The organism is Nocardia sp. AB354, from assembly GCF_049538315.1.
Classification (GTDB): Bacteria; Actinomycetota; Actinomycetes; order Mycobacteriales; family Mycobacteriaceae; genus Nocardia; species Nocardia nova.
This window is the reverse complement of the sequence record NZ_JBMVFU010000003.1, coordinates 352,237-379,114: the sequence shown is the minus strand read 5'-3', so window position 1 is coordinate 379,114 and position 26,878 is coordinate 352,237. Positions and strand designations below refer to the sequence as shown.

The window sequence follows — 26,878 nt, the reverse complement described above, 5'->3', positions numbered from 1 at the left end:
CTCGGTCCGATGAATCCGAAAGGCCCGCGATCGGCCCCCACGCCCGCAGAAGCGATCGGCTACGGGACATCGTTGCTGAATCGTGTCCTTTTCGGAGTGCCCGAGGCGGAGAGTCGTATCACCCATGTGACCGAACTCCCGGCCCGGCCGGCGCGCATCACCGACTGGCCTTCCTGGGCTGCTCCGGAGGTGGTCGACGCCCTGCGGGAATCCGGTGTCGAGGCACCGTGGACGCATCAGATTCGAACCGCGGAGCTGGCCGCTTCGGGAACACACGTCGTGGTCTGCACCGGGACCGCGTCGGGCAAATCCCTGGGTTATCAACTTCCGGTATTGACCGACCTGCGGCGGGATCCGCGAGCGACCGCTCTGTATATATCGCCGACCAAAGCGCTCGGAGCCGATCAATTCCGCGTGGCCGCGCAGTTGACCCATGCCGGCGGCCTGCGCGATATCCATCCGGCCACCTACGACGGCGATACTCCGCCCGAGGTCAGGCAGTGGGGGCGGGCGAATGCGCGGTGGTTGTTCACCAATCCCGACATGCTGCACATCGGCTTACTGCGAGCGCATCAGCGCTGGGCGCGGATGCTGCGGCGGCTGCGCTACGTGGTGGTCGACGAATGCCATGCGTATCGCGGTGTATTCGGGTCCCAGGTCGCGATGGTGTTGCGCCGGTTGCGGCGGCTGGCCGCGCATTACGGCGCGAATCCGACCTTCGTCCTGTGCTCGGCCACCAGCGCCGATCCGGCCGCGGCGGCCGCACGGCTGATCGGTGCGCCGGTGACCGCGGTGACCGAGGACGGCTCCCCGCAGGGTGCGCGAACGGTCGCCCTGTGGGAACCACCGCTGCTCGGCGACCTCAGTGGCGAGAACGGCGCCCCGGTCCGACGGGCGGCGACCACCGAGGCCGCCCGGATCATGACCGACCTGGTCGTCGAGGGTGCCCGGACATTGACCTTCGTTCGCTCCCGCCGGGCCGCCGAGGTCGTCGCCATCGACGTGCAGCGCATGCTGGCGGAGGTGGATCCGGCGCTGGCCGGGCGAGTGGCGGCCTATCGGGCCGGATACCTGGCCGAGGACCGGCGGGAACTGGAGAACGGCCTGGCGGACGGGTCGCTGCTGGGCGCGGCCACCACGACCGCACTCGAACTCGGCGTCGACATCGCCGGGCTGGATGCCGTGGTGATGGCCGGTTTCCCGGGAACCGTCGCCTCGTTCTGGCAGCAGGCGGGCCGCGCAGGACGTCGCACCCAGGGCTCGCTGGTACTGCTGGTGGCCCGCGACGATCCGCTCGACACCTACCTCGTCCACCACCCGCACGCCCTGCTGGACAAGCCGGTCGAGGCGACCATCACCGATCCGCACAACCCCTACGTCGCCGGCCCGCACCTGCTGTGTGCGGCCTGCGAACACCCCTTGACCGACGCCGAGATCGACGACCTCGGCGTCCGGGACGTGGCCGCCGATCTAGCCGCGCAGGGCCTGATCAAGCGCCGGGAGAACGGCGGCGGTCAGGCTCGCTGGTATCCGACGTCGAGCGCCTACCCACACGACGACGTGGATGTGCGCGGCGGCATCGGCTCCCAGATCGCCATCGTGGACGCGACCAGCGGCCGGCTACTGGGCAGCGCGGATTCCGGCCGGGCTCCCGCGACGCTGCACGCCGGGGCGGTCCACCTGCATCAGGGCGAGACCTACGTGGTCGACGAACTGGATCTCGAGGCCGGCGTCGCCTTCGTCCACGCCGAGCAGCCCGGATGGACCACCAGCGCCCGCATGGTCACCTCGGTGGCGATCGACGAGCGCACGCACGAGCGGGTGTACGGGCACGTCACCGCCGCCCTGGCCAGGGTCCGGGTGACCCGCCAGGTGGTCGGGTATCTGCGCACGCTTCCCAGTGGAGAGGTTCTCGACCTCGTCGAACTCGATATGCCGGAGCAGACACTGCCGACCCAGGCCGTGCTCTACACCGTCACACCGCGCCTGCTGGCCGCGGCGGGGATCGAGCCGCGCCGCGTACCCGGCGCCCTGCACGCCGCCGAACATGCGGCGATCGGGATGTTGCCCCTGGTCGCGAGCTGCGACCGCTGGGACGTGGGCGGCGTTTCCATCGCCGAGCACCCCGATACCGGGCTACCCACCGTCTTCGTCTACGACGGCCATCGGGGCGGGGCCGGCTTCGCCGAGCGCGGGTTCACCCGCTTGCGGACCTGGTTGGCGGCGACGCGGGCGGCCATCACCTCCTGTTCGTGCCCGCAAGGCTGCCCCTCGTGCGTCCAATCCCCCAAATGCGGCAACGGGAATTCCCCGCTGGACAAGAAGGGTGCGGCCGCGCTGCTGACGGCCGTCCTCGCCGATCTGCCCGACGATGCGCCGAGCTGACCCGCACGGACAACATTTCGGGCCATGACCTGCCCGAATCCGTTTCGTGACGATGCGGACACCGTCGGTAGACGTCGTCGCTTCCCGGTCCCACGGACTGCCTGCCGCCATCGAGTCCTACGGCGCGACCGGGAATAAAAAGGAAGTCGATCATGTTAACCGGCACATTGCCCTAGCGAATAACGGCCATGTGGGCATTCACATGTGTGCATTTATCGGAATCCCGCAGCGTCGAATGCTTGCACAATTGCGCCGCCGGAATTGAATGACGACCGAATGGGAAATCCACCGCACTTACGGCACTGCGGTGTGGCTCCGGTCACCCATTCTTACTCACACCAACCGTCCGGTATTCATGATCGTTTTCCCGCACTCACCGGACCGGCCCGCGCGACCGCCACAACTGATCGCTTGCCCAAAAGAGCGAGCGTCACCGAACCATCGACCGTTACCGTCACATCCCAATCCCGGACCGAACACGTCCGTACCCGCATCCGCATGTGCCGCACTACCGAATCCGCTCGATCGCAGGCCGCCTCAGCGCCGGAATCCAGTGCGCCCGCTGCGGCCAATGCCGCCGAATCGGCCGCGCTCTGCGCTCGATGGCGTGCGCAGACCACTGCCGCGAACTGCACGATCACGACCGTCACCAGGAGCAGCGCGGTGAGTGCCAGACATGCCGTGACGGTGGCACCGCCGGCGCATCCGCGGCCGCGGCACGCGGCGGGCACTGTGGCCGGTGTCATTGCGGCTCGCCCGGTTCGCGTACCGCTACCGCTTCGGCCCGTAACCGCAGCATCGGGAGCAGCGGCGCCCGCGCTCGAACCGTGGCCACGATCCGGTCGCCCTCCGCGCGCAACTCGATATCGGCGCCGGGCGGCGCCACCCGCTGCGCTGCCGGCAGAGCTTCCGCCTCCGCACCTCGCGCGGCGAGACGTGCCGCTTCGCGAGCGGCGTCGATACAGCGGATCTGCATCGACGCCGCCAGCAACGCCCCCAGACAGAGCACGACGACCACTATCACGGCCGCCAGCGCAATCGCCGCCTCGACCGTGACCGCACCCCGTTCGCCCGGACGAGCGAACCTCATACGGTGGTGTTCAGCGCCCTGTCGATGATCTTGGTCAGCGCGTTCACGATGGAATCGCCGGTGACCACGGTGTAGAGCACCGCTCCGAACGCCGCTGCGGCGATCGTGCCGATGGCGTATTCGGCGGTACTCATCCCGTCGTCGGTCACCAGTACCTGGATCAGCCGCGAACGTAGTTCTCGCACAACCGATTGCGTTGCCGCCAGCATCGGTCTCCCCTTTCTCTACGGTCGGCGCGGCGGATCCGCACCGAATCTCTGGTGTGGTCACCACAACCCACCGCCCAGTACTCGACCGGCCAGTCCGGCGACCACCGGGACGATGCCGAGGCAGACGAAGGCCGGCAGGAAGCACAGCCCGAGCGGGCCGCTGATGAGCACGCCCGCGCGTTCCGCCCGCGCGGCGGCCGCATCCTCGACCGCCGCGCGGCACTTGTCCGCGAGTTCGGAGACCGCGCCGGTCAGGGCCGCACCGGAGCGGGCCGAACGGCGCACCAGCCGGGCGAGCGCGTACATCTCCGCGACGGGTGCTTCCCTGGCCGCGCGCTCCCAGGCGGAAACCGGGTCCGCACCGAGCGCCAGCAGTTCCGCCGCCCGCCGCAGCGCCGACGCGAAGGGTTCCGGGGCGGTCGAGGAAACCGCGCGGGCCGCCGTGGCGGTCGGCAGTCCCGCCCGCAGACACGCGGCGAGCAGATCCAGAGCCGAGGCCACCGCCAAGGGGTCGCCGGTGGCCGGGCGCGGAACCTTCCGCGGCGCCGGAGCGACGCCGTGGGCCGCACGGAGGCGGGCAACCGATGTGACTCGGCCCGGCAGGGCGAGCAGCGCGGCACCGGAACAGAGCAGTGCCATCGACAGACCGTTCATACCGATACCCGTCGCGTGATGGCATCCGCCCACAGCAATCCCACACCGATGAGCCCGGCGCCGAGCGGAAAGACGATGGTTCCGACCCCTCGGCTCATCAGCACCTGCAGGGGGTGGGCGCCCATCAGCTGTCCGAGCGCGATGCCGAGGAGCGGGAGTCCGGCCAGCACCGCGGCGCTGGCCCGCGCACCCGCCAGGGCGGCGGTCGTGCGCTCGCTGAACCGCATTCGCCCGGCGAGGTCGTCGCGGGCCGCACTCAACAGTTCGGCCAATGCCAGGCCGTGACGCTCGGCCACCTCCCACGCAGCCGCGACGCGATCCAGTTCGGTCGTGACGGCGCAGGGACGTCCGCGCAATCCGTCCGCGGCCGAACCGCCGAGCCTGGCCCGCGCGGCGCTCACCGCGAAGGCCGCTCCGGCCGCTCCACCGATCTCCGCGGCCGCGACGGCGGCGGCAGCGCTGGGATGCGCGCCGGTGCGCAGTTCACCGATCACCACTTCCAGCCCTTCCAGCAGTTTCCGGCATTCGTCGTCGTGGCGGCGTTCCTCGCGGCGGTTCTTCGAACGCACGGTCAGCGTTGTGACGAGCACCGCGGTCGCACCCGCGGACCCGGGACCGAAGACGACCGCCGCCCCCACCGCCGAAGCAGCCACGCCGCGAATAATCCAGCGGCTCGGGTTGTTTCGCGTTTCCTCTGGTCGTCCGCACAGCACACGCAGTCGGTGCCTCCGGGGCGTGGTCGGCAGGAGCAGCAGCGCTGCGGCGCCGCACAGCAAGCTCAGGGTCATTGCCGCAACCGCTCGTTCAGCAACCGCTGGAGTGCGGTGTTCGCCGGTGCCGCAACGGGATCCACGGACCAGGCCGTCTCGATGCGCACACCCGCCTCCCCTTCGCGGGTCACCAGCCCGATTTCCTGCAGGACTCGCCCACCGTCGGGGCGGCGCCGCATCGCGAGCACGATCTGGACGGCCGCGGCGAGCTGACTGTGCAGCCCTGCCCGCCCCATTCCGCCCAGTGCCGCAAGGGCTTCCAGACGAGCGGGCACCTCCCGTGGCGAGTTCGCATGCACCGTCCCGGCGCCTCCGTCGTGTCCGGTGTTCAGTGCGGTGAGCAGGTCCACCACCTCGGCCCCGCGCACCTCTCCGATGACGATCCGATCCGGCCGCATCCGCAGCGCCTGACGGACCAGGTCCCGGACCGTGATGGCACCCGCGCCCTCCACATTGGCGATACGCGCGACCAGCCGGACGACATGCGGATGCGGCGGCGACAGTTCGGCGGCATCCTCGACGCACACGATGCGTTCGGCGGGGTCGACGTGCGCCAGCAGAGCCGACAGCAACGTGGTCTTTCCAGCGCCGGTGCCGCCGACCACGAGGAAGGCGAGCCGTGCGCGAATGATCCTCTCCAGCAGCAGTTCCGACTCCGGTGTGAGCGTTCCGGAGGTGGTCAGTCCGCGCAGGCTGTGGCCGACCGGGCGCAGTATCCGCAGCGAGATACACGTTCCGCCCTGTGCGATGGGCGCGAGGACCGCGTGCAGCCGCACGCCGAAGCTCTCACCGGGCGCTCGCTCGTATTCCGGCAGCCGCCCGTCCACCCACGGTTGCGCATCGTCGAGCCGGCGGCCGGCGGCGAGCGCCAGGCGCTGAGCCAGGCGCCGGACGGCCGCTTCGTCAGGGAAGCGGATCGAGGTGCGCTCCAGACCGCTACCGCGATCGATCCACACAGCATCGGGCGCGGTCACCAGCACATCCGAGACCAGGGCGTCGTGCAGCAACGGTTCCAGCGCGCCCGCCCCGGTCATCTCCGTCTGCAGCAGGCGCAATGCGCGCAACAGGTCCGTATCGCCGAGGACTCGGCCGGCTTCGGCGCGGATGGCGGCGGCCAGGCGGGCCGGATCGTGTTCACCCGGCTGGGCGGCCAGTCGCTCCCGAACCCGGTCCAGGAGTTCGGCACTCACCACCCCGCTCATCGAGCCCCCTCCGGCAATGCGGACAGCACCGACTCCGCTCCCGCCGCGAGCGGCCCGCGGCCGAGCGTCAGTCCACCGCGTTCCAGTTCGGCCGCGAGTCCGGGTTGGGCGCGCATGGCGGCCAGCAGGGGCAGCCCCAATGCCTCCGCGACATCGCGACCGCGCAGCCCGCCCGGTGCGGGGCCTCGAACGACCAAGGCCTGGTTGGGGTTTCGACGACGGATATCCGCCACGACCGCCCCCGCGGCGGCCACCGCACGCAACCGGGCCGGCACCACGAAGACGACGAGATCGGCGGCATCGAGGAGATGATCGGTATGCGGGCCCCGACTGCCGGAGATATCGCACACCACCAGATCGCCGGCGCCGCGGCCGGCCTCGACGACGGCGCGGGCCGCGCCGATGCCGATATCGTCCGGTCCGGAGCCGGCCGGTCTGCTGCAGGCCAGTACGCCGAGTCCCGGTGCGGCGGCGGGTAAAGCGTCGTGCAGGGCTTGCGCGGCCACCCGGCCGTCCTCGACGGAAAGTTCGGGCCAGCGCAGACCGGGCACCGACTCGATACCCAGCAGCAGATCGATGCCACCGCCGAGCGGGTCGCCGTCGATGAGCAGAATGTGCGGCCGGAATCGCCGGTCCGCGGCGGCCAGGGCCAGCGTCGCGGCGAAGACCGAGGCCCCGGCACCGCCCCCTGCGCCGACGACGGCCAGGACGACTCCGTCCCCAGGATCGCGCCAGGCGTAGGCGGCGAAGGCCTCGATCAGTGTTTCGGTAGCGCTCGGCAACGCGATGACCTGCTCGGCTCCGACCGCCGCGGCGGCCTGCCAATGGTCGAGATCCGGTTCACCGCTGCCGACCAGCACGACGCCCGAGCGCCGCGGATATCCGGCGGCCGCACAGGTACGCGCCGCCGCGAGATCGATGATCACCAGCGCGGCCGCGGCCCAGGCATGCCTGCCGACAGGCATGGACCGTTCGTCCAGGCCACGGTCGGCGGCGGCCGCTATGCGACGCACCTCGTCGCGTAGCCGGTGGTCACCGACCAGCACCAGTGCCGGAGGAGGAACTGCTGCAACGGAATTCATGTCAGCCAGCCTCACCCGGATCGGCAGGGCGAACCAGGGCCCCAACGCCGAATGTGGACAACTCGCGGGCTGTGGACAAACACTGCACGCCGAGTAACAGCTGAACGGTCCGGAAATAGAGGACGGCCCCAGCCGGGGGGGGAGGAGGCTGGGGCCGTCGGGGTTCAGCCCCGGGGGGTCGGGCTGAACGCGCCTGGACCATGTCCAGGTGCCAGCAATACTACACCCAGAAACCGGCGGCAATGCAAGTCCATCGCGCGACGAAGTTTCGGCCCGGAGCGGGCGGCTCCCGGGGCATCGGACGGGGCGTGCGGCCGGGCTGAACGCCGCATCACCGGGGAAGCTCCCTATTCTGGAGCCGTGACGGCCGAGGGCGACCAAACAGCTACGAACGATCGGGCCGCCGGGGATACCGGGCACCCGCGACACCGCAACGATGCAGCAGCGAATCGCGCGCACCGGACGACGGACGCTTCGTCCGCACCCCGGATCGCCGCGTTCTTCGATCTGGACAAGACGGTCATCGCCAAGTCGAGCGCGTTCGTCTTCAGCCGGCCGTTCTTCGCGCAGGGCCTGATCGATCGGCGCACCGTACTGGAATCCAGTTACGCGCACTTCTTGTTCCTGCTCTCCGGCGCCGACCACGACCAGATGGAGCGGATGCGCGAACATCTGACGAAGATGACCGCCGGCTGGGACGTGTCGCAGGTGCGCTCGATCGTCGCGGAAACACTGCACGAACTGGTCGATCCGCTGATCTACGCGGAGGCGTCGGATCTGATCGCCGACCACAAGATCCGCGGCCACGACGTCGTGATCGTCTCGGCGTCGGGTGAGGAGATCGTCGCCCCGATCGCCGCCGCGCTGGGTGCGACGCATACCGCCGCCACTCGGATGGTGGTCGAAAACGGTAAGTACACAGGCGAAGTCGAGTTCTACTGCTACGGCGAGGGCAAGGTCGAGGCGATCGAGAAGCTGGCCGCGTCCGAGCGCTACGACCTGTCGCGCTGCTACGCCTATTCCGATTCGATCACCGATCTGCCGATGCTGTCGGCGGTCGGACACCCCACCGCGGTCAACCCCGACCGGAACCTGCGACGCGAGGCGGTGGCCCGGGACTGGCCGATCCTGACCTTCTCCAATCCGGTGTCACTGTGGTCGCGGATTCCCGCGCCGTCGACCACGACGGTGGCCGCCACGGCGGTGGTCGGAGTGAGCGCGGTACTGGCCGGCGCCCTCAGTTACCGGCTGCTGCGCCGGCGCCGCTGAGGGTGGCGCTCCGAGCGCATCGCGGCTGGTCAACGACGCGCAATCCATCGATGTAACCACAATTCGAGGGGCCACACGCCGATTATGAGTAATGTCCTTTCGACCCTTGATGTGAGGGGTCTCACAGAGTAACAATGGACGCACGGAGGGGCGGAAGGCCAAGATCGGAACGGAAGAGAAGGTTCGATCTCCCATCCGCACTTCCCAGCACGGACGCCAGGCACCCACGCGGAGCGCGCCGCGACAAGGGCAGAAGCGTTGTGGGCCTGCGAAATTCGAATTCACGTCGGCAATGGCCTCGCACAGGTTGCGGGGATGAACCGGCGGGGTTCGGATGATCGCCGAGGCCGCAGAACACAACCCGACAAGCACGCTTGGTAACCGGGTAGTCCGTGCTAGCGGGCGGTGAGGCCGACGACGGCTACGCCGCCCGCTTCGATGTGCGGACCCGTTTCGCACTCGCTGTGATCAGCGCTCACGCGCCGCGTTCATGCCGCCGCATCGGCGATCGATCGAGCCTCGCGGGCACCGTCTTCCAGCGCGCCGCAGCAGAACACCACCCAACCGCCCACACCCTCGGCCGTCCCGTCGGCGAAGCCCGCCGCGGCGTCGAGGTAGGCCTGGCGGCGTCGCAACCAGAAAACCTCCGGTACGCCCAGACTGTGCGGATCCAGGCCGCTCGCGACGGCCACCAGCCGGGACGCCGCCCGCGCCACCACGCCGTCGGCCGAGCCGAAGGGACGCAACGACATCAGCTCACCGTGCACCACCGCGGCCAGCACGGGGGCCGGCGCGCTCGAGGTCAGTACGGTCTGAGCCAGTAGATCGAGTCGTTCGGCGATGCCCGGCTCCGGGCGCGGCCGGCCGAGTTCGACTTCGTCGTCGACCAGATCGGCCGCGGCGAGCAGATGCAGACGAGCCAGCGCCTGCAGCGGCGCCCGCTGCCACACGCCGACCAGATTCCGCAGTGCGTCACCGTCGAGGGCCTGCCCGACCCGCAACGCTCCCGCCAGAATCGGATCGGCGACCCGGCCGTCGGCGGGCAGTTCGGTGGCGCCGCCGTCGATCGCCGCCGAGGAGCGCGCCGCGCGGACCGCCGCCTCGGCCGCCGTGGTCGGCCAGCCCCGCCGGTTCGCCTTGTGCCGGTGGACTTCGGCGAGCACATCGCGGGCGCGGTCGGCCGCCTCGCGGACACCGGGCAGGTCGACCAGGGGTTGCAGCACGTCGCTCACGCCCCACACGCTAGCCGAGCGCATCCCGCGGCCCACCGGGGTCCGCTTCCCGAGCCCGCCGTTCGGGACCGATACGCGGCGCAGGTCACAGTCCGTTAGGGTCACATCGTGGCCGCGGTCACGCTGCGGCCGACGCGTATCCGATGGACAGGCCCGATGGAGGCGAGATGACCGACACCACCGCTGAGCACCGAGACGTGTACCCGCCTACGGCCGAATTCGCCGCGGCAGCCAATGCCGATGCGTCCATCTACGAGCGGGCAACGGCGGATCGCGAGGGGTTCTGGGCCGAACAAGCGCAGCGACTGCACTGGCATCAGCCGTGGGATCGGGTGCTGGACTGGGACGATGCCCCGTTCGCGCGCTGGTTCACCGGCGGCAAGCTCAACATCGCCTACAACTGCGTGGACCGCCACGTCGACGACGGCTACGGCGACCAGGTCGCCATCCACTGGGAAGGTGAGCCCGGCGATTCCCGCTCGATCACCTACGCCCAGCTGCAGGCCGAGGTGTGCCAGGCCGCCAACTACTTCACCGAACTCGGCCTGGTCGCCGGGGATCGGGTCGCGATCTACATGCCGATGGTCCCCGAGGCCATCGTGTCGATGCTGGCCTGCGCCCGGCTGGGCCTGACCCACTCGGTGGTCTTCGCCGGCTTCTCCCCCAGCGCCCTGCGCCAGCGCGTCGACGACGCCGAGGCCCGCCTGGTGATCACCACCGACGGCCAGTGGCGCCGCGGCAAAGCCGCACCGCTGAAGGAAGCCGTCGACGAGGCGCTCTACGCCCACGGCGACGTCCCGCACAGCGTCGAACACGTGCTGGTGGTGCGGCGCACGAATCTCGAGATCGCATGGACCGAGGGCCGCGACCGGTGGTGGCACGAAACCGTCGCCCAGGCATCAACGGACCATGCCTGCAGCGCCTTCGATGCCGAGCACCCGCTCTACATCCTCTACACCTCCGGCACCACCGGAAAGCCCAAGGGCATCCTGCACACCTCGGGCGGCTACCTGACCCAGGTCGCCTACACCCACCATTACGTCTTCGACCACAAACCAGGGCAGGACGTGTACTGGTGCACCGCCGACATCGGCTGGGTCACCGGGCACTCCTACATCGTCTACGGCCCGCTGGCCAACCGCGCCACCCAGGTCGTCTACGAGGGCACCCCCAACTTCCCCGACGAGCACCGGCACTGGCAGATCATCGAAAAGTACGGCGTCACAATCTATTACACCGCGCCCACACTGATCCGCACCTTCATGAAGTGGGGCCGCGACATCCCCGACGCCCACGACCTGTCCTCGATCCGCGTGCTCGGCTCGGTCGGCGAACCGATCAACCCCGAAGCGTGGCGCTGGTACCGCGAAGTCATCGGCGCGGGCACCGCACCCATCGTCGACACCTGGTGGCAGACCGAAACCGGCGCCATCATGATCTCCCCGCTGCCCGGCATCACCCCCGCCAAACCCGGCGCCGCCATGGCACCACTGCCCGGCATCACCGCGAAAGTCGTCGACGAGGAAGGCAACTCGGTCGAACGCGGATCCACCGAAGCCAACGGATACCTCGTCCTCGACCAGCCGTGGCCGTCGATGCTGCGCGGCATCTGGGGCGACGACGAACGCTACAAGGCCACCTACTGGGAACGCTTCGCCGCCCAGGGCTGGTACTTCGCCGGCGACGGCGCCAAGATCGACGCCGACGGCGCCCTGTGGGTCCTCGGCCGCGTCGACGACGTCATGAACGTCTCCGGCCACCGCATCTCCACCGCCGAAGTCGAATCCGCCCTCGTCGGACACCACAGCGTCGCCGAAGCCGCGGTCGTCGGCGCCAGCGACGCCACCACCGGACAGGGCATCGTCGCCTTCGTCATCCTCACCGGCGGCTCGAACAACTCCGGACAGCAACTCGTCGACGAGCTCAAGGCCGAAGTCTCCCGCGAGATCAGCCCGATCGCCCGCCCCCGCGAAATCCACATCGTTCCCGAACTGCCCAAGACCCGCTCGGGCAAGATCATGCGCCGTCTGCTGCGCGATGTGGCCGAGGGCCGCGAACTCGGCGACACCTCCACCCTGGTCGACCCCAACGTGTTCGAAGCCATCCGCGCCTCCAACGCCTGATCGACCGGCTTTTCGAGCCCACGTCCGGTACCGCACCGGGCGTGGGCTCCGCCGTTCGCCTCCGCGAAGCCTGAAGGCGGCCGTAAACAGCCACGCCTGAACCGGTAAAATTTTGTCAAGGAGTGCCGGGAAGTCTGGTCGGCGTGTGGTTGGTGAGCCCGTTGCGGGAGTGCCCGCCGCAGTCGCCGTCCGCTCCCGAAAGGATCTCCGTGATCGTCGCGCTGCGCTCCGAGCTCGCTCGTTATCTCCGCACCGAAACCGTCGGCGGCGCATTGCTGCTCGCCGCGGCGGCGGTAGCGCTGCTGTGGGCCAATTCGCCCTGGCGCGACGGCTATTTCGCGATGGTGGACACCACTCTCGCGATCCCACCGTTACATCTGGACCTCACCCTGGGCGACTGGACCAAGGACGGTCTGCTCGCGGTGTTCTTCTTCGTCGCGGGGCTCGAACTCAAGCGCGAATTCGTCGTCGGTGAGCTGGCGGACCGGAAACGGGCCACGCTCCCGGTGGTGGCCGCGATGGGCGGCGTGATCACCCCGGCGGTGATCGCCTTCGTCATCGGCTGGGGTGTCCCGGGCATGGATCGCGGCTGGGCGATTCCGGTCGCGACCGATATCGCCTTCGCGCTCGCGGTACTGGCCATGACCGGCTCGCGAATTCCGGCCGGGGCGAGGGTGTTTCTGCTCAGCCTGGCCGTCGTCGACGATCTGATGGCGATCGTGATGATCGCGGTGCTGTTCACCACCACGGTGGTGCTGATCTGGCTGGTGGGCGCCGCCGCCTGCTTCGTGGGCTGGGCGCTGGCGCAGCGGCTGCGTATCCGCACCCCGCTGGTGTACGTGCCGCTGGCGCTGCTGTCGTGGTATGCCCTGCACGAGGCCGGGATTCATCCCACGCTGGCAGGGGTGATCTGCGGGCTGCTGACCCGGGTACGCCCGGATCCGGAGGAGGACGAGGCGCCGGCCGCCCGGCTCGAGCATCTGTTCCAGCCGATCTCCGCCGGCGTGTGCGTCCCGCTGTTCGCGCTGTTCGCCTCCGGAGTTCCGTTGTCCGCCGGCGTTTTCGGTGAGCTGTTCACCTCCCGGCTGTCGTTGGCGATCATCGCCGGACTGCTGGTCGGCAAGACCGTGGGCATCTTCGGCTCGAGCTGGCTGGCGATCCGGTTCGGAATCGCCGCTCGGCCCGTGGGTCTCGGCAATCGGGATATGTCGGCCCTGTCGGTACTGGGCGCGATCGGTTTCACCGTTAGCCTCTTGGTGGCAGAACTCGCGTTGCCCGACCGGGCCGCGACCGAACTGGCGAAAGCCGCCGTGTTGATGACGTCCTTGACGGCCTCTCTACTCGGTTCGGCGCTACTGTTGCGGCGTGGGCGGGCGCATCAGGCGCGGCGAGACGCGAGTGCGGCCACCGAATACGAGTGAAGGCCGGACAGCACCGGGACATGGAGAAGGGTCGAGCAATTGAGCTTCACAAACGGCGGTAACGACGCGGGCCGAAACCGGACCATCACCTCGATTCCGCTGTCCGAGGTCGATACCACCGCGAATGCCAGCGTCGGGGATCTGGTGCGCGACGCCGCGGAGCAGATGTCGACCCTGGTCCGCGCCGAGGTGGAGCTGGCAAAGGCCGAGGTGACCGGCGAGATCAAGAAGGGCCTGCAGGGCAGCGTCTTCTTCATCGGCGCCCTGACGGTGCTGCTGTTCTCGTCGTTCTTCTTTTTCTTCTTCCTCGCCGAACTGCTGGATGTGTGGCTGTACCGGTGGGCGGCGTTCCTGATCGTCTTCGCGCTGATGATCGTGGTGGTGGCGGTGCTGGCGCTGCTCGGCTACCGGAAGGTCCGCAAACTGCGGGCGCCGGAGAAGACGATCGAATCGCTCAAGGAAACCCGGACGGTGCTGCCGCACGGCTTCGGATCGCACGCCGACGGCCCGGCCGCCAAGCCGACGGCATAGTCCGGCTATTACGCTTTCGGCGTGTCGTCGAATCCGCTTCCCGATCCGTCCAGCGTCCGCTTCGACGGCCCGTGGACGCATCGCGACGTGCACGCCAACGGCATCCGATTCCACATCGCCGAGGGCGGCCCCGACGATGCGGTGGGCGATCCCGCGCGGCCGCTGGTCGTCCTCCTGCACGGCTTCGGCGATTTCTGGTGGTCGTGGCGGCATCAGCTGACCGGGCTCACCCAGGCCGGCTACCGCGCGGTCGCGGTCGATCTGCGCGGGTACGGCGATTCCGACAAACCGCCGCGCGGCTACGACGGCTGGACGCTGGCCGGTGATATCGCCGGCCTGGTGCGAGCGCTCGGGCACACCGACGCGACCCTGGTCGGCCATGCCGAGGGCGGACTCGTGTGCTGGGCGACCGCGGTTCTGCACCCCCGGGTGGTGCGCTCGATCGCGCTGATCGCCTCACCGCATCCGGTGGCGCTGAAACGTGCCGTGCTGCGCGATCGTCGCCAGCGCGCGGCCTATCTGCCGAATTTCCTGCGGTATCAGCTGCCGCGGTACGGCGAGCGCCGGCTCACCCGCCAGGACGGATTCGAAATCGAACGTCTCGTGCGCGAGCGGGTGCGGCCGCAGTGGGCGGGCACCTCCGAATTCGTCGACACCGCCCAGCGCATGCGCTCGGCGATCCGCATACCCGGTGCGGCGCACTGCGCCCTGGAATATCAGCGCTGGGCCTTCCGTAGTCAGTGGCGTCCCGACGGCCGCCGCTTCCTGTCGGCGATGCGGGAACCCGTCCGCGTGCCGACGCTGATCCTGCGCGGCGACGCCGACCACTACATGCTCGAATCGACCGTGCGCGGCGTGGGCAAGCTCTCACCGGATCGCCGGGTGGTCACGATCCCGCAGGCCGGGCACTTCGCCCACCAGGAGAATCCGGACGCCGTCACCGCGGAACTGTCGAAACTGCTGGGTGATCCGGCGACCGCGCAGTACGTCTAGCGCAGGGCAGGCCCCGTCCATCGCAGTACCGCTAGCGCACGGGAGGCCTCGGTCCGCGCAGTACCGCTAGGGCACGGCAGGCCCCCGGACGCGCAGGCCCCGACACGTCCGCAGCGCCGGCGTCGGCGCCGCGGCTTCGCCCTGAAGGTGGGCCGGCAGCGGGTCAGCTCAGGACACAGTCACCGGTGCCGACGGGCGCGGTCGAATTCGACGCGGCCTGCAGATCGGATTCGACCTCCTTCAAGGTGAGCACGTAACCGGTGTCGTCGTCGGTGACCGCCGCGCCGAAGACCACACCCAGCACCTCACCGTCGGTGTCGACCAGCGGGCCACCGGAGTTGCCGGCGCGCACCCGGCCGCGCACGGTATAGACCTGGCGTTCGACGGTGTTGCTCTTGTAGATGTCGGGACCGGTCAGCTCGAGCGTCTCGCGCACCCGGGCCGCACTGGCGGTGTAGGGGCCGCCGCCGGGGTAGCCGAGGACGATCGAACTCTGCCCGGACTTTCCGGGCGACGGGGCGAGCGGGATCACCGGCGCGTTGAGTCCGGGAACGGCCAGGATGGCGACATCCTTGGCCGGGTCGAACAGCACCACGGTCGCGTCCAGGCGACCGCGCGCGGTGTCGACCTGCACGGTGGAGGTGCCCGCGACCACGTGCGCGTTGGTCATGATGCGCTCGGGCGCCACGACGAAGCCCGAACCTTCCAGCGCGCGCTGACAACTCGGCGCGACACCGTTCACCCGCAACACGCTGTGCTGGAGATTCAGTGCGACAGGCGTGTCTAGAACGCTGGGGTCCGGCGGCTCGACCGCCGCGATCGGCGCCCGGCCGAACGGGCCGATCACCTCCGGCAGGCCCGAGGTGTTGAGCAGTTTGGAGAATTCGTTCGGCACCCGGCGCAGCCAGTTCGGCGCGACCTGGTTCACGTCGGCGAGCACCCGGGAGCCGTTGACCGCGGCCGCGATACCCGGCTGGGACGACGAAGCCAGCGGCAACGCCAGCAGCCAGGCGGTGACCATTACGGCCACACACTGCAGCGCCGCACCGACCACGCTGTCGATACTGCGAGTGAACGGGTGCCGCATTCCGCTGCGCGCGGCGCGGCCCAGCACCATGCCCGCCACTTCGCCGACGATCACCAGCGCGACGATCAGCACGACGCCGACCAGGACGCGCTGACGCCCCTCGCTGATGTGCTGCAGGACGTGCGGCGCGATCAGGATGCCGGCTACCGCGCCGAGCACCACGCCGAGAAATCCGAGCGCCGAGGCCACCGCGCCCTGTCTCCACCCCGAGGTGGCAGCCAGCAGCGCGATGATCAAGACCGCGAGGTCGAGCCACCCGGAACTACTCATAACGTCATCCCCACTGCCGCGAGCGAGGCCTGCAGATCACGCACATCGTGGTGATCCCAGTCCCGCTCCCATCCCGATACCGCAAGCAGACCGGCGAGCACACCGGCGGTGAAACCCCAGACGAGCATGCCATCGACCGCGAACGCCGGTCCCATGTACCCCAGCGGATGGCGAACGACGAACCGGTTCGCCGGGTCGATCAGATCCACCAGCGGCACCCGCACCACGCGGGCGGCCTCGGTTTCGCTGACCACCCGCACCTCACCGGGCGTGCGCCAGTACGCGACCACCGGCGTGACGTCGAACCGGGACGGCGGGACGAAGATCTTGGGCAGGATGGCGAACGGTTCCACGCCCACGGGGTCGAGACCGGTCTCCTCGCGCGCCTCGCGCAGCGCGGTGCCGACGGGACCGTCGTCACCCGGTTCCACCCCGCCGCCGGGAAAAGCGACCTGCCCGCGGTGCTGGCGCAGGGTGGCGGCGCGCTGGGTCAACAACACGTCGGCGTCGGCCGGGAGACCGCCACGGGTTCCGGCATCGGGCTCCGGCGAACCGCCGAACAGGACGAGGACGGCGGCCTCGCGGGGACGCAGAGCGGCCGCGGCCACCTTGCCCGCGGTGCGTTTGAGTACTTGATTCACGCCCGTCGGATCGGCCGGTTCGTGGTCGGCCACGCCGCGCAACCACCCCGGGATATCGGTGGCGAGCTGTTGCGGCCGGTCCTCAGCTGTCGAATTGTCGTTCATCTCGGATCTATCGGGCACGGACGAGGCCCTCCACGGTTGTGCGCACTGCCTGCCCGTTCACACCCGCACCCCCAATTCCTGCGCGACGGTGGCGGCGACGTCGTCGGCGGTGTCGAACGGCCGGACCACCACCTTCGCGATCGAACCGTCGGCGCGAACCAGTACCGAGACCGGCAGCACGGCCGGCGCTCGCACCGCCGTGCGCACCTTTCCGGCACCGTCCTGCATACCCGGCAGACGCACACCGAGGTCGCGCAACCGGGCCAGCGCCTTGCCCTCGTCGGGATCGCTGTGCGCGGTCACGACGGTCAGCGCGCTACCCGCGCGTGCCGAGAATTGCTGCAGCGCGGGCAGTTCCCGGGCGCACGGCTCACACCAATACGCCCACAGATTCACCAGCGCCGGGCGCCCGGCCAGCGCCGCGCCGAGATCGACCGGACGGCCGTCGGCCAGACATTCGAGCGTGATTGCGGCCAGCGGACCGGCGGCCGGCGTGGGCGGCTGCGTGGCCGCGGCGCCCGGACGCGGACAGTCGGCCAACCCGGCCGCGGCCCGCTGACCGTCAGAGGCGGACGCCGGCCCGCCCTGCACCGCGGTGGCGGTCACGGACGGACCGTCGTGGTCGCCGCGCGGCCAGACCGCGACGGCGAGCGCCACCACAGCTATCAGAACGACGAACGCCCATCGCCACGCCGCGGGAACCGACTTCACCGGCCCACCAATTCGAGCAGATGCTCGGCCTCGGGTCCCTTCACCAGTGCGGCGGCCGTCACGGGGTCGGTCGGGCCGATTCCGAAGGAGGGGCAATCCTTGGCCAGCAGGCAGGCGCCGCACGCCGGTTTACGGGAATGGCAGACGCGGCGGCCGTGGAAGATCACCCGATGCGAGAGCATCGTCCATTCCTTGCGCTCGATCAGTTCGCCGACGGCGTGTTCGATCTTGACCGGGTCGTCCTCGGTGGTCCATTTCCATCGCTGCACCAGCCGCGAGAAATGGGTGTCGACAGTGATTCCCGGCACATCGAAGGCGTTGCCGAGGATGACGTTGGCGGTCTTGCGCCCGATACCCGGCAGCTTCACCAATTCGGCCAGCGTGTGCGGCAGGACGCCGTCGTGGTGTTCCAGCAGCGCCTGTCCCAGCCCGATCAGTGAACTCGTCTTGTTGCGATAGAAGCCGGTGGGCCGGATGTATTCCTCGAGTTCCGTGCGATCGGCCTCGGCATAGGCCTTGGCGTCGCGATACCGGGCGAACAATGCCGGAGTTGTCTGATTCACCCGGACGTCGGTGCATTGCGCGGAAAGGATTGTGGCCACGGCCAATTCGAGCGGGGTGGTGAAATCCAGTTCGCAGTGCGCGTCGGGAAATGCCAGCGCCAGCGTGCGATTCATCCGCCGGGCGCGGCGTACCAGACCCAGCCGGGTTTCGTCGGCGAATCGGGCGGCCGGTTTCGAGTTCGCCCGCGCGGATTTCTGCGGAAGTTTTTTTCGAGCCGGAGAACTCGATTCGGTCGTTGTGACCGACGCCGCATCGGTGGCCGTCGCGGCCGTCTCGTGCCCGTTCACGGCGGTGGATCTGGGTTCACGCACTCGTCCACCATACGGAACCGCACCGACGCGAGCGCGATCGCGAACTCCTCCCGTGTTCCATCTGAGACCTTCTCCGTGTTTACTCACCCGTATGCAAGGACTCGCTGTGGTGCTCTTCCCGGTGGTGTTGATGCTTTTCGCACTGTTCATGGAACGTGTCGAAAACCGCCTGCGCAAGCTGCTCGAACCGGGTGAAGAGGTCCAGCAATATCTGGACAGGGCCAGCAATGCCGAGGTCAACGAGCTGGCCAAGTTGGGCGTGCCCGCACACGCCGGCTCCGGCGGCCGCCGCCGTAATCGCGACGAATTGGACGTCGCCCAAGCCAGCTAGACCGATTCCGCCCTCCGGCGATACCGACGCGCCCGACCCGCGAATACTCGAGCCCGGGAACTTTCCGCGACGCCGCGCCCGTTCACAAACCGCACGTTACGTGGTGTCTGTCACTACGCTGCGTGGATGGCAAGTAGACTGCACTGTCGGCCGAACGCTTCGGTCCAGCACTGTGGCGAGCGACGCCGAGCCAGGCGGCAGCCTGCGTACCACGTAGGGACCCGCTGACGCCGCAGTAAGCACCGTCAATTCCCATAAGGAGCACATTCGTGGACGAGGCCCTCGCCAGAGCAGGCATCTTCCAAGGCGTCGAGCCCACCGCGGTGGCTGCTCTCGCCAAACAGCTTCAGCCGGTGGATTTTCCACGTGGCCATGTCATTTTCAATGAGGGCGAGCCCGGCGATCGGCTGTACATCATCACGTCGGGCAAGGTGAAGATCGGCCGCCGTTCCCCGGACGGACGCGAGAATCTGCTGACCATCATGGGCCCGTCGGATATGTTCGGCGAGCTGTCGATCTTCGACCCGGGTCCGCGTACCTCCACGGCCACCACCGTGACCGAGGTGCGTGCGGTGACCATGGATCGCGATGCGCTCAAGGCCTGGATCGACCAGCGGCCGGAGATCGCCGAACAGTTGCTGCGGGTGCTCGCCCGCCGCCTCCGGCGTACCAACAACAACCTGGCCGACCTGATCTTCACCGATGTCCCTGGTCGAGTCGCCAAGGCGCTGTTGCAGCTCGCGCAGCGATTCGGCACCCAGGAGGCCGGCGCCCTGCGGGTCACCCACGACCTCACCCAGGAAGAGATCGCTCAGTTGGTCGGCGCCTCGCGCGAGACGGTGAACAAGGCTCTGGCCGATTTCGCCCACCGCGGGTGGCTGCGGCTCGAGGGCAAGAGCGTGCTGATCTCCGATTCGGAGCGGCTGGCTCGCCGGGCGCGGTAGGGATTTCCCACCGCGCTCCGGCGCATCCGGATCAGTTCCGGCCGCGCAGATAGGCGAGCTGGGCCTTGACCGAGCTGCGCGCGGCCGGCCACAGCCGTTTGTCCACATCGGCGTACACCTTCGCCACGACCTGCAGCGGCGTCGCGTTCTCACCGAGTTCGCGTAACGCCACCCGCACCTGGTTCAGGCGCTGATGCCGATGTTCGATGTAGTAGCCGATCACCGGTTCGGCCTGCGGGTGATCGGGGCCGTGCGCCGGGAGCAGCGCACGGCCGGGGGCGTGCCGGGCGAGCAGTTCGAGGGAGTCGAGATAGTCGCCGAGCGCGTCGTCGCGCGACTCCAGCACCGTCGTCCCGCTGCCGAGCACGGTATCGCCGGTGATCAGCGCGTCGTCGAGTAGCAGGCTGACCGAATCTCGGGTATGGCCCGGGGTGCCCAGCACCGTCAGGCGCAGCCCGGCCGCCTCGATAACCTCACCGTCGGTGAGCGGCGCCGAGGAGCCGGACAGATATTTCGGATCCATCGCGCGTACCGGCGTTCCGGTCAGTTTCACCAGCCGGTCGATGCCGCCGGTGTGGTCGTGATGGTGATGCGTGATCAACGTCAGCGCGATATTTCCGTCGGTGGCGCGGGCGATCGCCTCGCTGTGCGCCTTGTCCTTGGGCCCCGGATCGATCACCACACAGTCGGATCGATCCGGCGCCCGCAGAATCCAGGTGTTCGTCCCCTCGAGCGTCATCTGGTTCGGATTGTCGGCCAACAACACCGAAGCGGTACCGGTGACCGGCCGCAGTTGTCCGTACGCGGGATGAGTGAGGGTCATCTACCTTGCCTACCGCACTTCGGCGATCAGCTCCACCTCGACCGGAGTGTTCTTGGGCAACTCGAATACCCCGACCGCGGAGCGGGCGTGCACTCCGGCCGCGCCGAACACCTCGCCCAGCAGCTCGGATGCGCCGTTGATCACCAGCGGCTGATCGGTGAAACCCGGTGCCGAGGCGACGAACCCCACCACCTTCACGATTCGCACGACCGCGTCCAGACCGACCAGATCGTCAACCGCCGCCAGCGCGTTCAACGCACACAGGCCCGCGGCCCGCGCGGCGTCCTCGACGCTCACGTCGGCGCCGACCTTGCCCGTCGCCGACAGCGCGCCGTCGACGAACGGCAGCTGGCCGGCGGTGTAGACCAGCGAACCGCTGCGCACCGCCGGAATGTAGGCGCCCGCCGGAGCCGCGACCGGCGGCAGCGCGAGACCCAGTCGTTCGAGGTTGGCGCGCCAGTCCGTGCCGGCCGTCACTGCTTGGGCCGCTTCAGATAGGCCACGTGCTGTTCACCGGTCGGCCCCGGCAGCACCGTGACCAGCTCCCAGCCGTCGGCGCCCCACTGATCCAGAATCTGTTTGGTCGCATGCGTCAACAGCGGCACCGTCGCGTATTCCCAGACCGTCACATCGCTCATGTCGCAGAAGCGTACTGGGTGAACCGACGGTGAACGGTGCGGCCGAGAGACTCGTCGGGGACCGATCAGCACATTTCCGGCTCGTACGGAAGTGCGCTGTGGCCTACGAGACAGTAGGGCGATCCTCTGGTCGCTGTTTCGTAACGGGTTATAGGCTCGCGAACGTGGGAGTACCGACAGCAGTACCCGTTTCGCAAGAGCCGGGACTGAAATTAGGGTGGCCGGACCGAGCCGACAAAGCGCGGCTGCATTACGTGTCCGGCAAGGGCGGGACCGGAAAATCCACGGTCGCAGGCGCTTTGGCGCTCGCATTGGCCGCGGGCGGGCGCCGGGTACTGCTGGTCGAGGTGGAGGGCCGCCAATCGATTGCCCAATTGTTCGATCTGCCGCCGCTGCCGCCCACCGAAACGAAGATCGCCACCGCCGACGGCGGCGGTGAGGTGATGGCCCTGGCCCTCGATATCGAACACGCCTTCCTCGAATATCTCGACATGTTCTACAACCTCGGCTTCGCGGGCCGGGCGATGCGCCGGATGGGCGCCATCGAATTCGTCACGACGATCGCACCGGGTCTGCGCGACGTGATACTGACCGGCAAGATCAAGGAATGCGCGGTCCGCACGGACAAATCCGGTCGGCGCGTCTACGACGAGATCGTCGTCGACGCCCCGCCGACCGGTCGCATCGCCGGATTTCTCGATGTCACCAAGGCCATGGCGGACGTCGCCAAGGGCGGGCCGATCGCCGCGCAGGCCGAGGGCGTGGCGGCGCTGCTGCATTCCGAGCAGACCGTCGTCCACCTGGTGACCCTGCTCGAGGCCCTGCCGGTGCAGGAGACCTCGGACGCGATCGCCGAGCTGACCGAATCGGATTTCCGGATCGGCACGGTCATCGTCAATCGCGCCACCGAGGGCTTTCTCCCCGCGCCGGTGCGCGCCCGCGTCGCGGCCGGTGACGTCGATCTGGACGCCGTCCGGGCGGGACTGGCCGAGGCCGGAATCACGGTGGACGACAACGACTTCCAGGGTCTGATCCGGGAAGCCGTGGAACATTCGGCAACCCTGCAGGCGCAGGACGACAGCTCCGCCGAACTGGCGAAGGTGGATATCAGCCGCCTGTATCTGCCGGCGTTGCCCGACGGTATGGACCTGGGCGGACTGTACGAACTGGCCGAACATCTGAGCGCGCAGGGAGTCCGCTGATGAGCCATCCGAGCCCGCTGATCCCGCCGGCGACTCCGCTGCTGGATGTCGAGGCCATCATCGCCGACCCGACCGCCCGGGTGGTGGTGTGCTGCGGCTCCGGCGGGGTCGGCAAGACCACCACCGCCGCGGCGATCGCCCTGCGCGCGGCCGAACAGGGTCGCAAGGTCGTGGTGCTGACCATCGACCCGGCGCGGCGGCTGGCGCAGTCGCTGGGCGTCACCGACCTCGGCAACGCACCCCAGCGCGTGCAACTGCCCGAGACGGCCAAGGGCGAGCTGTACGCGATGATGCTTAACATGCGCCGCACCTTCGACGATATGGTGCTCGAGCACACCAGCCCGGACAAGGCCGAGCAGATCTTCGCCAACCCCTTCTATCAGACCGTCGCCTCCTCCTTCGGCGGAACGCAGGAGTACATGGCGATGGAGAAGCTGGGCCAGCTGGTCGCCAAGCGCGAGTGGGATCTGGTCGTCGTCGACACGCCGCCCTCACGCAATGCCCTGGACTTCCTCGACGCGCCCAAGCGGCTCGGCAATTTCCTCAACGGTCGGATGATCCGCGTCATCATGGCGCCCGGCCGCGGCGTGGGCCGCTTCGTCACCGGCGCGATGAGCCTCGCCGTGCGCGGGGTGTCCACGGTCGTGGGCGGGCAGATGCTCAAGGACGCCTCGCTGTTCCTGCAGTCGCTGGAGTCGATGTTCGGCGGCTTCCAGGACCGCGCCGAGCGCACCTACGCCATGCTCTCGCGGCCCGGCACCCATTTCGTGGTGGTCGCCGCGGCCGAACCGGACGCGCTGCGCGAGGCGTCGTTCTTCGTGGATCGGCTCTCCACCGACGGAATGCCGTTGGCCGGGCTGGTGCTCAACCGCACCCATCCGGTGCTGTGCACCCTCTCGTCGGCTCAGGCGACCGCCGCCGCGGACCGGCTGAGCCCCGGCGCCGGCAGCGATGCCGACGGCACCACGAAGGAGGCAGTGGCCGCCGACGCCGCCACCGATCCCGCGACGCTGACCGCCGACATCCTGCGCATCCACGCCCATCGCGCGGTCACCGCCAAGCGCGAACAGCATCTGCTGCACCGCTTCACCGGCGCCCATCCACGGGTGCCGATCGTGACGGTCACCGCCCTGCCGTTCGAAGTGTCCGATCTGGACGCGTTGCGCGCGGTCGGCGACCAGCTCGCCGGGTCCGACGCGGCCTGAATTCCCCGGTGGCGCTGACGTGCGGCCCCGATTCCGCACGTCATCGGCCGTAAAACGGTCCGAGCCCGCACGCGCGGGCTCGGACCGTACCGGTACTCGACTACATCGCGACCTTCTGCTGACGCTGGGCACGGAAGAAGTCCGCCCACGAGGTCACCTCGGGATGCTGCTTGAGCAGCGCACGCCGCTGCCGCTCGGTCATCCCACCCCACACACCGAATTCCACTCGATTGTCGAGGGCGTCGGCACCGCACTCCATGAGCACCGGGCAATGCCGACAGATGGTGGCCGCCTTGCGCTGGGCGGCACCACGCACGAACAACTGGTCGGGATCCACTTCCTTGCATCGGGCCTGGGACACCCAGGCGATTCTCGCTTCGGCCTGCTCCACGTCCAATCGAGCGATGGGGGTAGTCATGTGCATTTGGTGTGCCCCTTTGCAGTCCGAACACCGGGTCAACGGCGCTCCGGAATCGCGTGCAGCCCACAGCAACCCAACCCCGCTGCGCTCCGCACCACATTCCACTTTGAGTGTTAGCTCTATCACACTGGGTTCTCAATCTAGGTAAAGGTATGGGGCGAGCGCAAGACCGTGCCCGTATTTTCTGGTACGCCCGTCCCTGCGGAAGCCTCGCGACCAGCTGTCATGGCGCGCCGCCGACCGCGCACCGCGCATGTGACGGCGGGCCAATTAGGCTGGGGCGCGTGCCGATCTCACAAACGCTCGCGAGGCTCGCCGGCGCCTGCGTCCTAGCGGCCGTACTCGTCGCCGGATTGCTGTTCCCGCTCGCCGGCGGCTTCGGGTACATGTCGAACCGCGCAGCCGATGCCGTGGACAACGTTTCCGCGGAATTGGTGGCGGGTACCGCGCCGGCGGTGTCGACGATGGTCGATGCGACCGGAGCCCCCATCGCGTGGCTGTACGAACAGAGACGTTTCGAGGTCCCCAGCGACAAGATCGCCAACGATATGAAGTTGGCGATCGTCTCCATCGAGGACAAACGCTTCGCCGAACACGGCGGCGTCGACTGGCAGGGCACGCTGCGCGCATTCCTGACCAACACCTCGAGCGGTGAGGTACAGCAGGGCGCCTCGACCATCGACCAGCAGTACGTGAAGAACTTCCAGCTGCTGGTGGTCGCGAAAACCGACGCCGAACGCCGTGCCGCCATCGAGACCACGCCGGCCCGTAAACTGCGCGAAATCCGAATGGCTCTGACCTTGGAGAAAGAACTCACCAAGGACGAGATCCTCACCCGCTATCTGAATCTGGTGCCGTTCGGCAACGGTTCCTACGGCATTCAGGACGCCGCGCAGACCTATTTCGGCGTCGACGCCAAGGATTTGAAGGTCGCGCAGGCCGCCATGCTCGCCGGTATGGTCCAGTCCAGCTCCAAACTCAACCCGTACACCAACCCCAAGGGCGTGCTGGAGCGGCGTAATACCGTGTTGGACACGCTGATTCAGAACATTCCGAGCCGGGCCGACGAATTCCGGGCCGCCAAGGAACAGCCGCTGGGTGTGCTGCCGGAGCCCAAGGGGCTGCCGCGCGGATGCATCGCCGCAGGTGACCGTGGTTATTTCTGCGATTACGCGCTGCAATATCTCGCCAATGCGGGAATCAGCAAGGATCAGATGGACAAGGGCGGATATCTGATTCGCACCACCTTGGATCCGGCGGTGCAGAATTCGGTCAAGGCCGCCGTCACGGCAAACACCGATCCGAATCTGGAGAATATCGCCGAGGTCACCAGCATCATCGCTCCCGGCCAGGACTCCCACCACATCCTGGCGATGACCTCGAGCCGCACCTACGGTCTGGATCAGGGTGCGCATCAAACCGTCCAGCCCCAGCCGTATTCGATGGTCGGTGACGGTGCCGGATCGATTTTCAAGATCTTCACCACGGCCGCCGCGATGGAGAAGGGCCTGGGCACCAGCGCTCAGTTGGATGTGCCCTCGTTCTTCGCCGCGAAGGGTATGGGTAACGGTGGTGCCGCGGGATGTCCGCCGGCCACCTATTGCGTCAAGAACGCCGGTAATTACCGATCGCCGATGTCGGTGACGGAGGCGCTGGCGCAGTCTCCGAACACCGCGTTCGTCAAGCTCATCCAGGATGTCGGCGTGACGCCCACGGTCGATATGGCGGTCCGGCTCGGGATGCGCTCCTACGCCGAGGCGGGCACCTCCGGCCACGGTAATCAGAGCCTGGCGGACATGATCAAACAGCAGAATCTCGGCTCGTTCACCCTGGGCCCGGTCGCGATCAATCCGCTGGAATTGTCCAATGTCGCCGCGACGCTGGCATCCGGCGGAAAGTGGTGCCCGCCCTCGCCGATCGCGGAGGTGATCGACCGCGACGGTAAGCAGGTTCCGCTCACCCAGCAGGCCTGTGAACAGGTCGTCGAGCCCGGGTTGGCGAATACCCTGGCCAATGCGCTGAGCCAGGACGCCGTGGGCGGTACCGCGGCCGGTTCTGCCCGTGCGGTGGGCTGGAACGCCCCCGTATCGGCCAAGACGGGAACCACCGAAACCCACCGGTCCTCGGCCTTCCTCGGCTTCACCAATTCGATGGCCGGCGCCGCCTACATCTACGGCGACTCCCCGACGCCCGGCGAGATCTGCTCGTTCCCGCTGCGCACCTGCGGCGACGGTAACCTCTACGGCGGTAACGAACCGGCTCGCAGCTGGTTCGGCGGTATCAAACCGGTACTCGACAAATTCCCGCCGCCCGCACTGCCGCCGCTGGACGACAAATATGTGCGCGGCTCGAACAACGCGCAGATCCCGGATGTGAACGGCATGTCGGAGTCCGAGGCGCGCTCGGTGCTCATCGGCGCGGGCTTTCAGGTGTCGACGGTCACCACGCCCGGATCGGCCGCCAAGGGGACGGTCACCGCTACGACGCCGAACGGCTCGGCCATTCCCGGATCGGTGATCACGGTGCTCGTCAGCGACGGCACGCAGCGGGAGATCCCGAAGCCCGGCCCGCCGCCGGCGCCGCCGGTGCTCCCGGGTCTGCCGCAGATACCGCGGCTGCCACCGATTCCGATTCCGATCCCCCGGTAGCGATACGCGAGAGGCC

27 protein-coding genes are annotated in these 26,878 nt (G+C 68.6%); 11 read left to right on the top strand and 16 right to left on the bottom strand.

The genetic code is table 11. The features are described 5' to 3' along the window. The first annotated feature begins 9 nt into the window (after window positions 1-9). Window positions 10-2,385: a DEAD/DEAH box helicase gene (locus tag ACPCUW_RS06585; protein WP_423423999.1), complete on the top strand. Its 2,376-nt coding sequence runs from the start codon at window positions 10-12 to the stop codon at window positions 2,383-2,385. 353 nt (window positions 2,386-2,738) lie between these two features. Here ACPCUW_RS06585 and ACPCUW_RS06580 read toward each other — a convergent pair whose 3' ends face one another. From ACPCUW_RS06580 to ssd, 7 genes are all read right to left on the bottom strand, one after another. After that, window positions 2,739-3,131, bottom strand: a complete 393-nt coding sequence (locus tag ACPCUW_RS06580; protein WP_423423998.1) for an Rv3654c family TadE-like protein — start codon at window positions 3,129-3,131, stop codon at window positions 2,739-2,741. Next, window positions 3,128-3,475, bottom strand: a complete 348-nt coding sequence (locus tag ACPCUW_RS06575; protein WP_063010176.1) for a TadE family type IV pilus minor pilin — start codon at window positions 3,473-3,475, stop codon at window positions 3,128-3,130. Before ACPCUW_RS06575 ends, ACPCUW_RS06580 begins: the two co-directional genes overlap by 4 nt. Then, window positions 3,472-3,684, bottom strand: a complete 213-nt coding sequence (locus ACPCUW_RS06570) for a DUF4244 domain-containing protein (protein ID WP_063010178.1) — start codon at window positions 3,682-3,684, stop codon at window positions 3,472-3,474. Before ACPCUW_RS06570 ends, ACPCUW_RS06575 begins: the two co-directional genes overlap by 4 nt. Window positions 3,685-3,741: 57 nt before the next feature. After that, complete coding sequence (locus ACPCUW_RS06565) at window positions 3,742-4,338, bottom strand: type II secretion system F family protein (RefSeq protein ID WP_423423997.1); 597 nt, start codon at window positions 4,336-4,338, stop codon at window positions 3,742-3,744. After that, complete coding sequence (locus tag ACPCUW_RS06560; RefSeq protein WP_308248095.1) at window positions 4,335-4,991, bottom strand: type II secretion system F family protein; 657 nt, start codon at window positions 4,989-4,991, stop codon at window positions 4,335-4,337. Before ACPCUW_RS06560 ends, ACPCUW_RS06565 begins: the two co-directional genes overlap by 4 nt. Before the next feature lie 131 nt (window positions 4,992-5,122). Continuing rightward, complete coding sequence (locus ACPCUW_RS06555; RefSeq protein WP_423423996.1) at window positions 5,123-6,310, bottom strand: TadA family conjugal transfer-associated ATPase; 1,188 nt, start codon at window positions 6,308-6,310, stop codon at window positions 5,123-5,125. Next, window positions 6,307-7,392, bottom strand: a complete 1,086-nt coding sequence (ssd, locus tag ACPCUW_RS06550) for a septum site-determining protein Ssd (protein WP_423423995.1) — start codon at window positions 7,390-7,392, stop codon at window positions 6,307-6,309. The genes ACPCUW_RS06555 and ssd overlap by 4 nt, the downstream gene beginning before the upstream one ends. Window positions 7,393-7,881: 489 nt before the next feature. Here ssd and ACPCUW_RS06545 point away from each other — a divergent pair, with 489 nt between their 5' ends. Next, complete coding sequence (locus tag ACPCUW_RS06545) at window positions 7,882-8,661, top strand: HAD family hydrolase (protein ID WP_063010244.1); 780 nt, start codon at window positions 7,882-7,884, stop codon at window positions 8,659-8,661. Window positions 8,662-9,149: 488 nt separating this feature from the next. Here ACPCUW_RS06545 and ACPCUW_RS06540 read toward each other — a convergent pair whose 3' ends face one another. Then, window positions 9,150-9,893, bottom strand: a complete 744-nt coding sequence (locus ACPCUW_RS06540; protein WP_423423994.1) for an oxidoreductase — start codon at window positions 9,891-9,893, stop codon at window positions 9,150-9,152. A 167-nt stretch (window positions 9,894-10,060) separates the two neighbouring features. On the opposite strand from ACPCUW_RS06540, the gene acs reads away from it, so the two are divergent. The 4 genes from acs to ACPCUW_RS06520 all read left to right on the top strand — a co-directional run bounded on the left by acs (window position 10,061) and on the right by ACPCUW_RS06520 (window position 14,961). Continuing rightward, window positions 10,061-12,016 carry an acetate--CoA ligase gene (gene acs / locus ACPCUW_RS06535; protein ID WP_423423993.1) on the top strand — a complete coding sequence of 652 codons (1,956 nt, stop codon included), beginning with the start codon at window positions 10,061-10,063 and terminating at the stop codon, window positions 12,014-12,016. Between the two features lie 209 nt (window positions 12,017-12,225). Then, on the top strand, window positions 12,226-13,437 hold the full coding sequence (nhaA, locus tag ACPCUW_RS06530) for a Na+/H+ antiporter NhaA (protein ID WP_423423992.1): 1,212 nt from the start codon (window positions 12,226-12,228) through the stop codon (window positions 13,435-13,437). 39 nt (window positions 13,438-13,476) lie between these two features. Further along, a complete protein-coding gene (locus ACPCUW_RS06525) occupies window positions 13,477-13,968 on the top strand; it encodes a phage holin family protein (protein WP_030518808.1) in 492 nt (163 codons plus the stop codon). A 21-nt stretch (window positions 13,969-13,989) separates the two neighbouring features. Next, window positions 13,990-14,961: an alpha/beta fold hydrolase gene (locus ACPCUW_RS06520; protein WP_305779513.1), complete on the top strand. Its 972-nt coding sequence runs from the start codon at window positions 13,990-13,992 to the stop codon at window positions 14,959-14,961. A gap of 163 nt (window positions 14,962-15,124) precedes the next feature. Here the strand turns inward: ACPCUW_RS06520 and ACPCUW_RS06515 are convergent, their stop codons facing one another. From ACPCUW_RS06515 to nth, 4 genes are read right to left on the bottom strand one after another with little or no spacing between them, the layout of a single operon-like run. Continuing rightward, window positions 15,125-16,318 carry a MarP family serine protease gene (locus ACPCUW_RS06515; protein WP_305779514.1) on the bottom strand — a complete coding sequence of 398 codons (1,194 nt, stop codon included), beginning with the start codon at window positions 16,316-16,318 and terminating at the stop codon, window positions 15,125-15,127. Then, window positions 16,315-17,064: an NUDIX hydrolase gene (locus tag ACPCUW_RS06510; protein WP_063019586.1), complete on the bottom strand. Its 750-nt coding sequence runs from the start codon at window positions 17,062-17,064 to the stop codon at window positions 16,315-16,317. Before ACPCUW_RS06510 ends, ACPCUW_RS06515 begins: the two co-directional genes overlap by 4 nt. Before the next feature lie 57 nt (window positions 17,065-17,121). Beyond that, complete coding sequence (locus ACPCUW_RS06505; RefSeq protein ID WP_423423991.1) at window positions 17,122-17,775, bottom strand: TlpA family protein disulfide reductase; 654 nt, start codon at window positions 17,773-17,775, stop codon at window positions 17,122-17,124. Then, window positions 17,772-18,479: an endonuclease III gene (gene nth / locus ACPCUW_RS06500; RefSeq protein WP_062962212.1), complete on the bottom strand. Its 708-nt coding sequence runs from the start codon at window positions 18,477-18,479 to the stop codon at window positions 17,772-17,774. The genes ACPCUW_RS06505 and nth overlap by 4 nt, the downstream gene beginning before the upstream one ends. A gap of 262 nt (window positions 18,480-18,741) precedes the next feature. On the opposite strand from nth, the gene ACPCUW_RS06495 reads away from it, so the two are divergent. Both ACPCUW_RS06495 and ACPCUW_RS06490 read left to right on the top strand, forming a co-directional pair. After that, window positions 18,742-18,981 (top strand): hypothetical protein, encoded by a 240-nt coding sequence (locus ACPCUW_RS06495; protein ID WP_030516432.1) that lies wholly within the window; start codon window positions 18,742-18,744, stop codon window positions 18,979-18,981. A gap of 269 nt (window positions 18,982-19,250) precedes the next feature. Then, a complete protein-coding gene (locus tag ACPCUW_RS06490; RefSeq protein ID WP_019044571.1) occupies window positions 19,251-19,925 on the top strand; it encodes a Crp/Fnr family transcriptional regulator in 675 nt (224 codons plus the stop codon). Between the two features lie 31 nt (window positions 19,926-19,956). On the opposite strand, the gene ACPCUW_RS06485 is transcribed toward ACPCUW_RS06490, so the two are convergent. Genes ACPCUW_RS06485 through ACPCUW_RS06475 form a run of 3 tightly spaced genes read right to left on the bottom strand, consistent with a single transcriptional unit; the run spans window position 19,957 to window position 21,386 of the window. Further along, on the bottom strand, window positions 19,957-20,748 hold the full coding sequence (locus ACPCUW_RS06485) for an MBL fold metallo-hydrolase (RefSeq protein WP_423423990.1): 792 nt from the start codon (window positions 20,746-20,748) through the stop codon (window positions 19,957-19,959). A 9-nt stretch (window positions 20,749-20,757) separates the two neighbouring features. After that, entirely contained in the window at window positions 20,758-21,225 is a 468-nt protein-coding gene (locus ACPCUW_RS06480) for a RidA family protein (RefSeq protein WP_030516434.1), read from the bottom strand. Further along, a complete protein-coding gene (locus ACPCUW_RS06475) occupies window positions 21,222-21,386 on the bottom strand; it encodes a DUF4177 domain-containing protein (protein ID WP_085997207.1) in 165 nt (54 codons plus the stop codon). The genes ACPCUW_RS06480 and ACPCUW_RS06475 overlap by 4 nt, the downstream gene beginning before the upstream one ends. Before the next feature lie 164 nt (window positions 21,387-21,550). Between ACPCUW_RS06475 and ACPCUW_RS06470 the strand changes: the two genes are divergently transcribed. Together ACPCUW_RS06470 and ACPCUW_RS06465 are read left to right on the top strand one after the other, a co-directional pair. Next, complete coding sequence (locus ACPCUW_RS06470; protein WP_305779517.1) at window positions 21,551-22,588, top strand: ArsA-related P-loop ATPase; 1,038 nt, start codon at window positions 21,551-21,553, stop codon at window positions 22,586-22,588. Beyond that, complete coding sequence (locus ACPCUW_RS06465; RefSeq protein ID WP_063019083.1) at window positions 22,588-23,793, top strand: ArsA family ATPase; 1,206 nt, start codon at window positions 22,588-22,590, stop codon at window positions 23,791-23,793. The genes ACPCUW_RS06470 and ACPCUW_RS06465 overlap by 1 nt, the downstream gene beginning before the upstream one ends. Window positions 23,794-23,893: 100 nt before the next feature. On the opposite strand, the gene ACPCUW_RS06460 is transcribed toward ACPCUW_RS06465, so the two are convergent. Then, window positions 23,894-24,217 (bottom strand): WhiB family transcriptional regulator, encoded by a 324-nt coding sequence (locus ACPCUW_RS06460; RefSeq protein ID WP_030516437.1) that lies wholly within the window; start codon window positions 24,215-24,217, stop codon window positions 23,894-23,896. Between the two features lie 281 nt (window positions 24,218-24,498). On the opposite strand from ACPCUW_RS06460, the gene ACPCUW_RS06455 reads away from it, so the two are divergent. After that, window positions 24,499-26,862 (top strand): penicillin-binding protein, encoded by a 2,364-nt coding sequence (locus ACPCUW_RS06455; protein WP_030516438.1) that lies wholly within the window; start codon window positions 24,499-24,501, stop codon window positions 26,860-26,862. The last annotated feature ends 16 nt before the right edge of the window (window positions 26,863-26,878 follow it).

Coding starts and splice junctions, on each gene's coding strand:
- ACPCUW_RS06585 (WP_423423999.1), top strand. CDS start 10: ATGAATCCGAAAGGCCCGCGATCGGCCCCCACGCCCGCAGAAGCGATC.
- ACPCUW_RS06580 (WP_423423998.1), bottom strand. CDS start 3,131: ATGACACCGGCCACAGTGCCCGCCGCGTGCCGCGGCCGCGGATGCGCC.
- ACPCUW_RS06575 (WP_063010176.1), bottom strand. CDS start 3,475: ATGAGGTTCGCTCGTCCGGGCGAACGGGGTGCGGTCACGGTCGAGGCG.
- ACPCUW_RS06570 (WP_063010178.1), bottom strand. CDS start 3,684: ATGCTGGCGGCAACGCAATCGGTTGTGCGAGAACTACGTTCGCGGCTG.
- ACPCUW_RS06565 (WP_423423997.1), bottom strand. CDS start 4,338: ATGAACGGTCTGTCGATGGCACTGCTCTGTTCCGGTGCCGCGCTGCTC.
- ACPCUW_RS06555 (WP_423423996.1), bottom strand. CDS start 6,310: ATGAGCGGGGTGGTGAGTGCCGAACTCCTGGACCGGGTTCGGGAGCGA.
- ssd (WP_423423995.1), bottom strand. CDS start 7,392: ATGAATTCCGTTGCAGCAGTTCCTCCTCCGGCACTGGTGCTGGTCGGT.
- acs (WP_423423993.1), top strand. CDS start 10,061: ATGACCGACACCACCGCTGAGCACCGAGACGTGTACCCGCCTACGGCC.
- ACPCUW_RS06515 (WP_305779514.1), bottom strand. CDS start 16,318: ATGAGTAGTTCCGGGTGGCTCGACCTCGCGGTCTTGATCATCGCGCTG.
- ACPCUW_RS06510 (WP_063019586.1), bottom strand. CDS start 17,064: ATGAACGACAATTCGACAGCTGAGGACCGGCCGCAACAGCTCGCCACC.
- ACPCUW_RS06495 (WP_030516432.1), top strand. CDS start 18,742: ATGCAAGGACTCGCTGTGGTGCTCTTCCCGGTGGTGTTGATGCTTTTC.
- ACPCUW_RS06485 (WP_423423990.1), bottom strand. CDS start 20,748: ATGACCCTCACTCATCCCGCGTACGGACAACTGCGGCCGGTCACCGGT.
- ACPCUW_RS06475 (WP_085997207.1), bottom strand. CDS start 21,386: ATGAGCGATGTGACGGTCTGGGAATACGCGACGGTGCCGCTGTTGACG.
- ACPCUW_RS06465 (WP_063019083.1), top strand. CDS start 22,588: ATGAGCCATCCGAGCCCGCTGATCCCGCCGGCGACTCCGCTGCTGGAT.
- ACPCUW_RS06460 (WP_030516437.1), bottom strand. CDS start 24,217: ATGCACATGACTACCCCCATCGCTCGATTGGACGTGGAGCAGGCCGAA.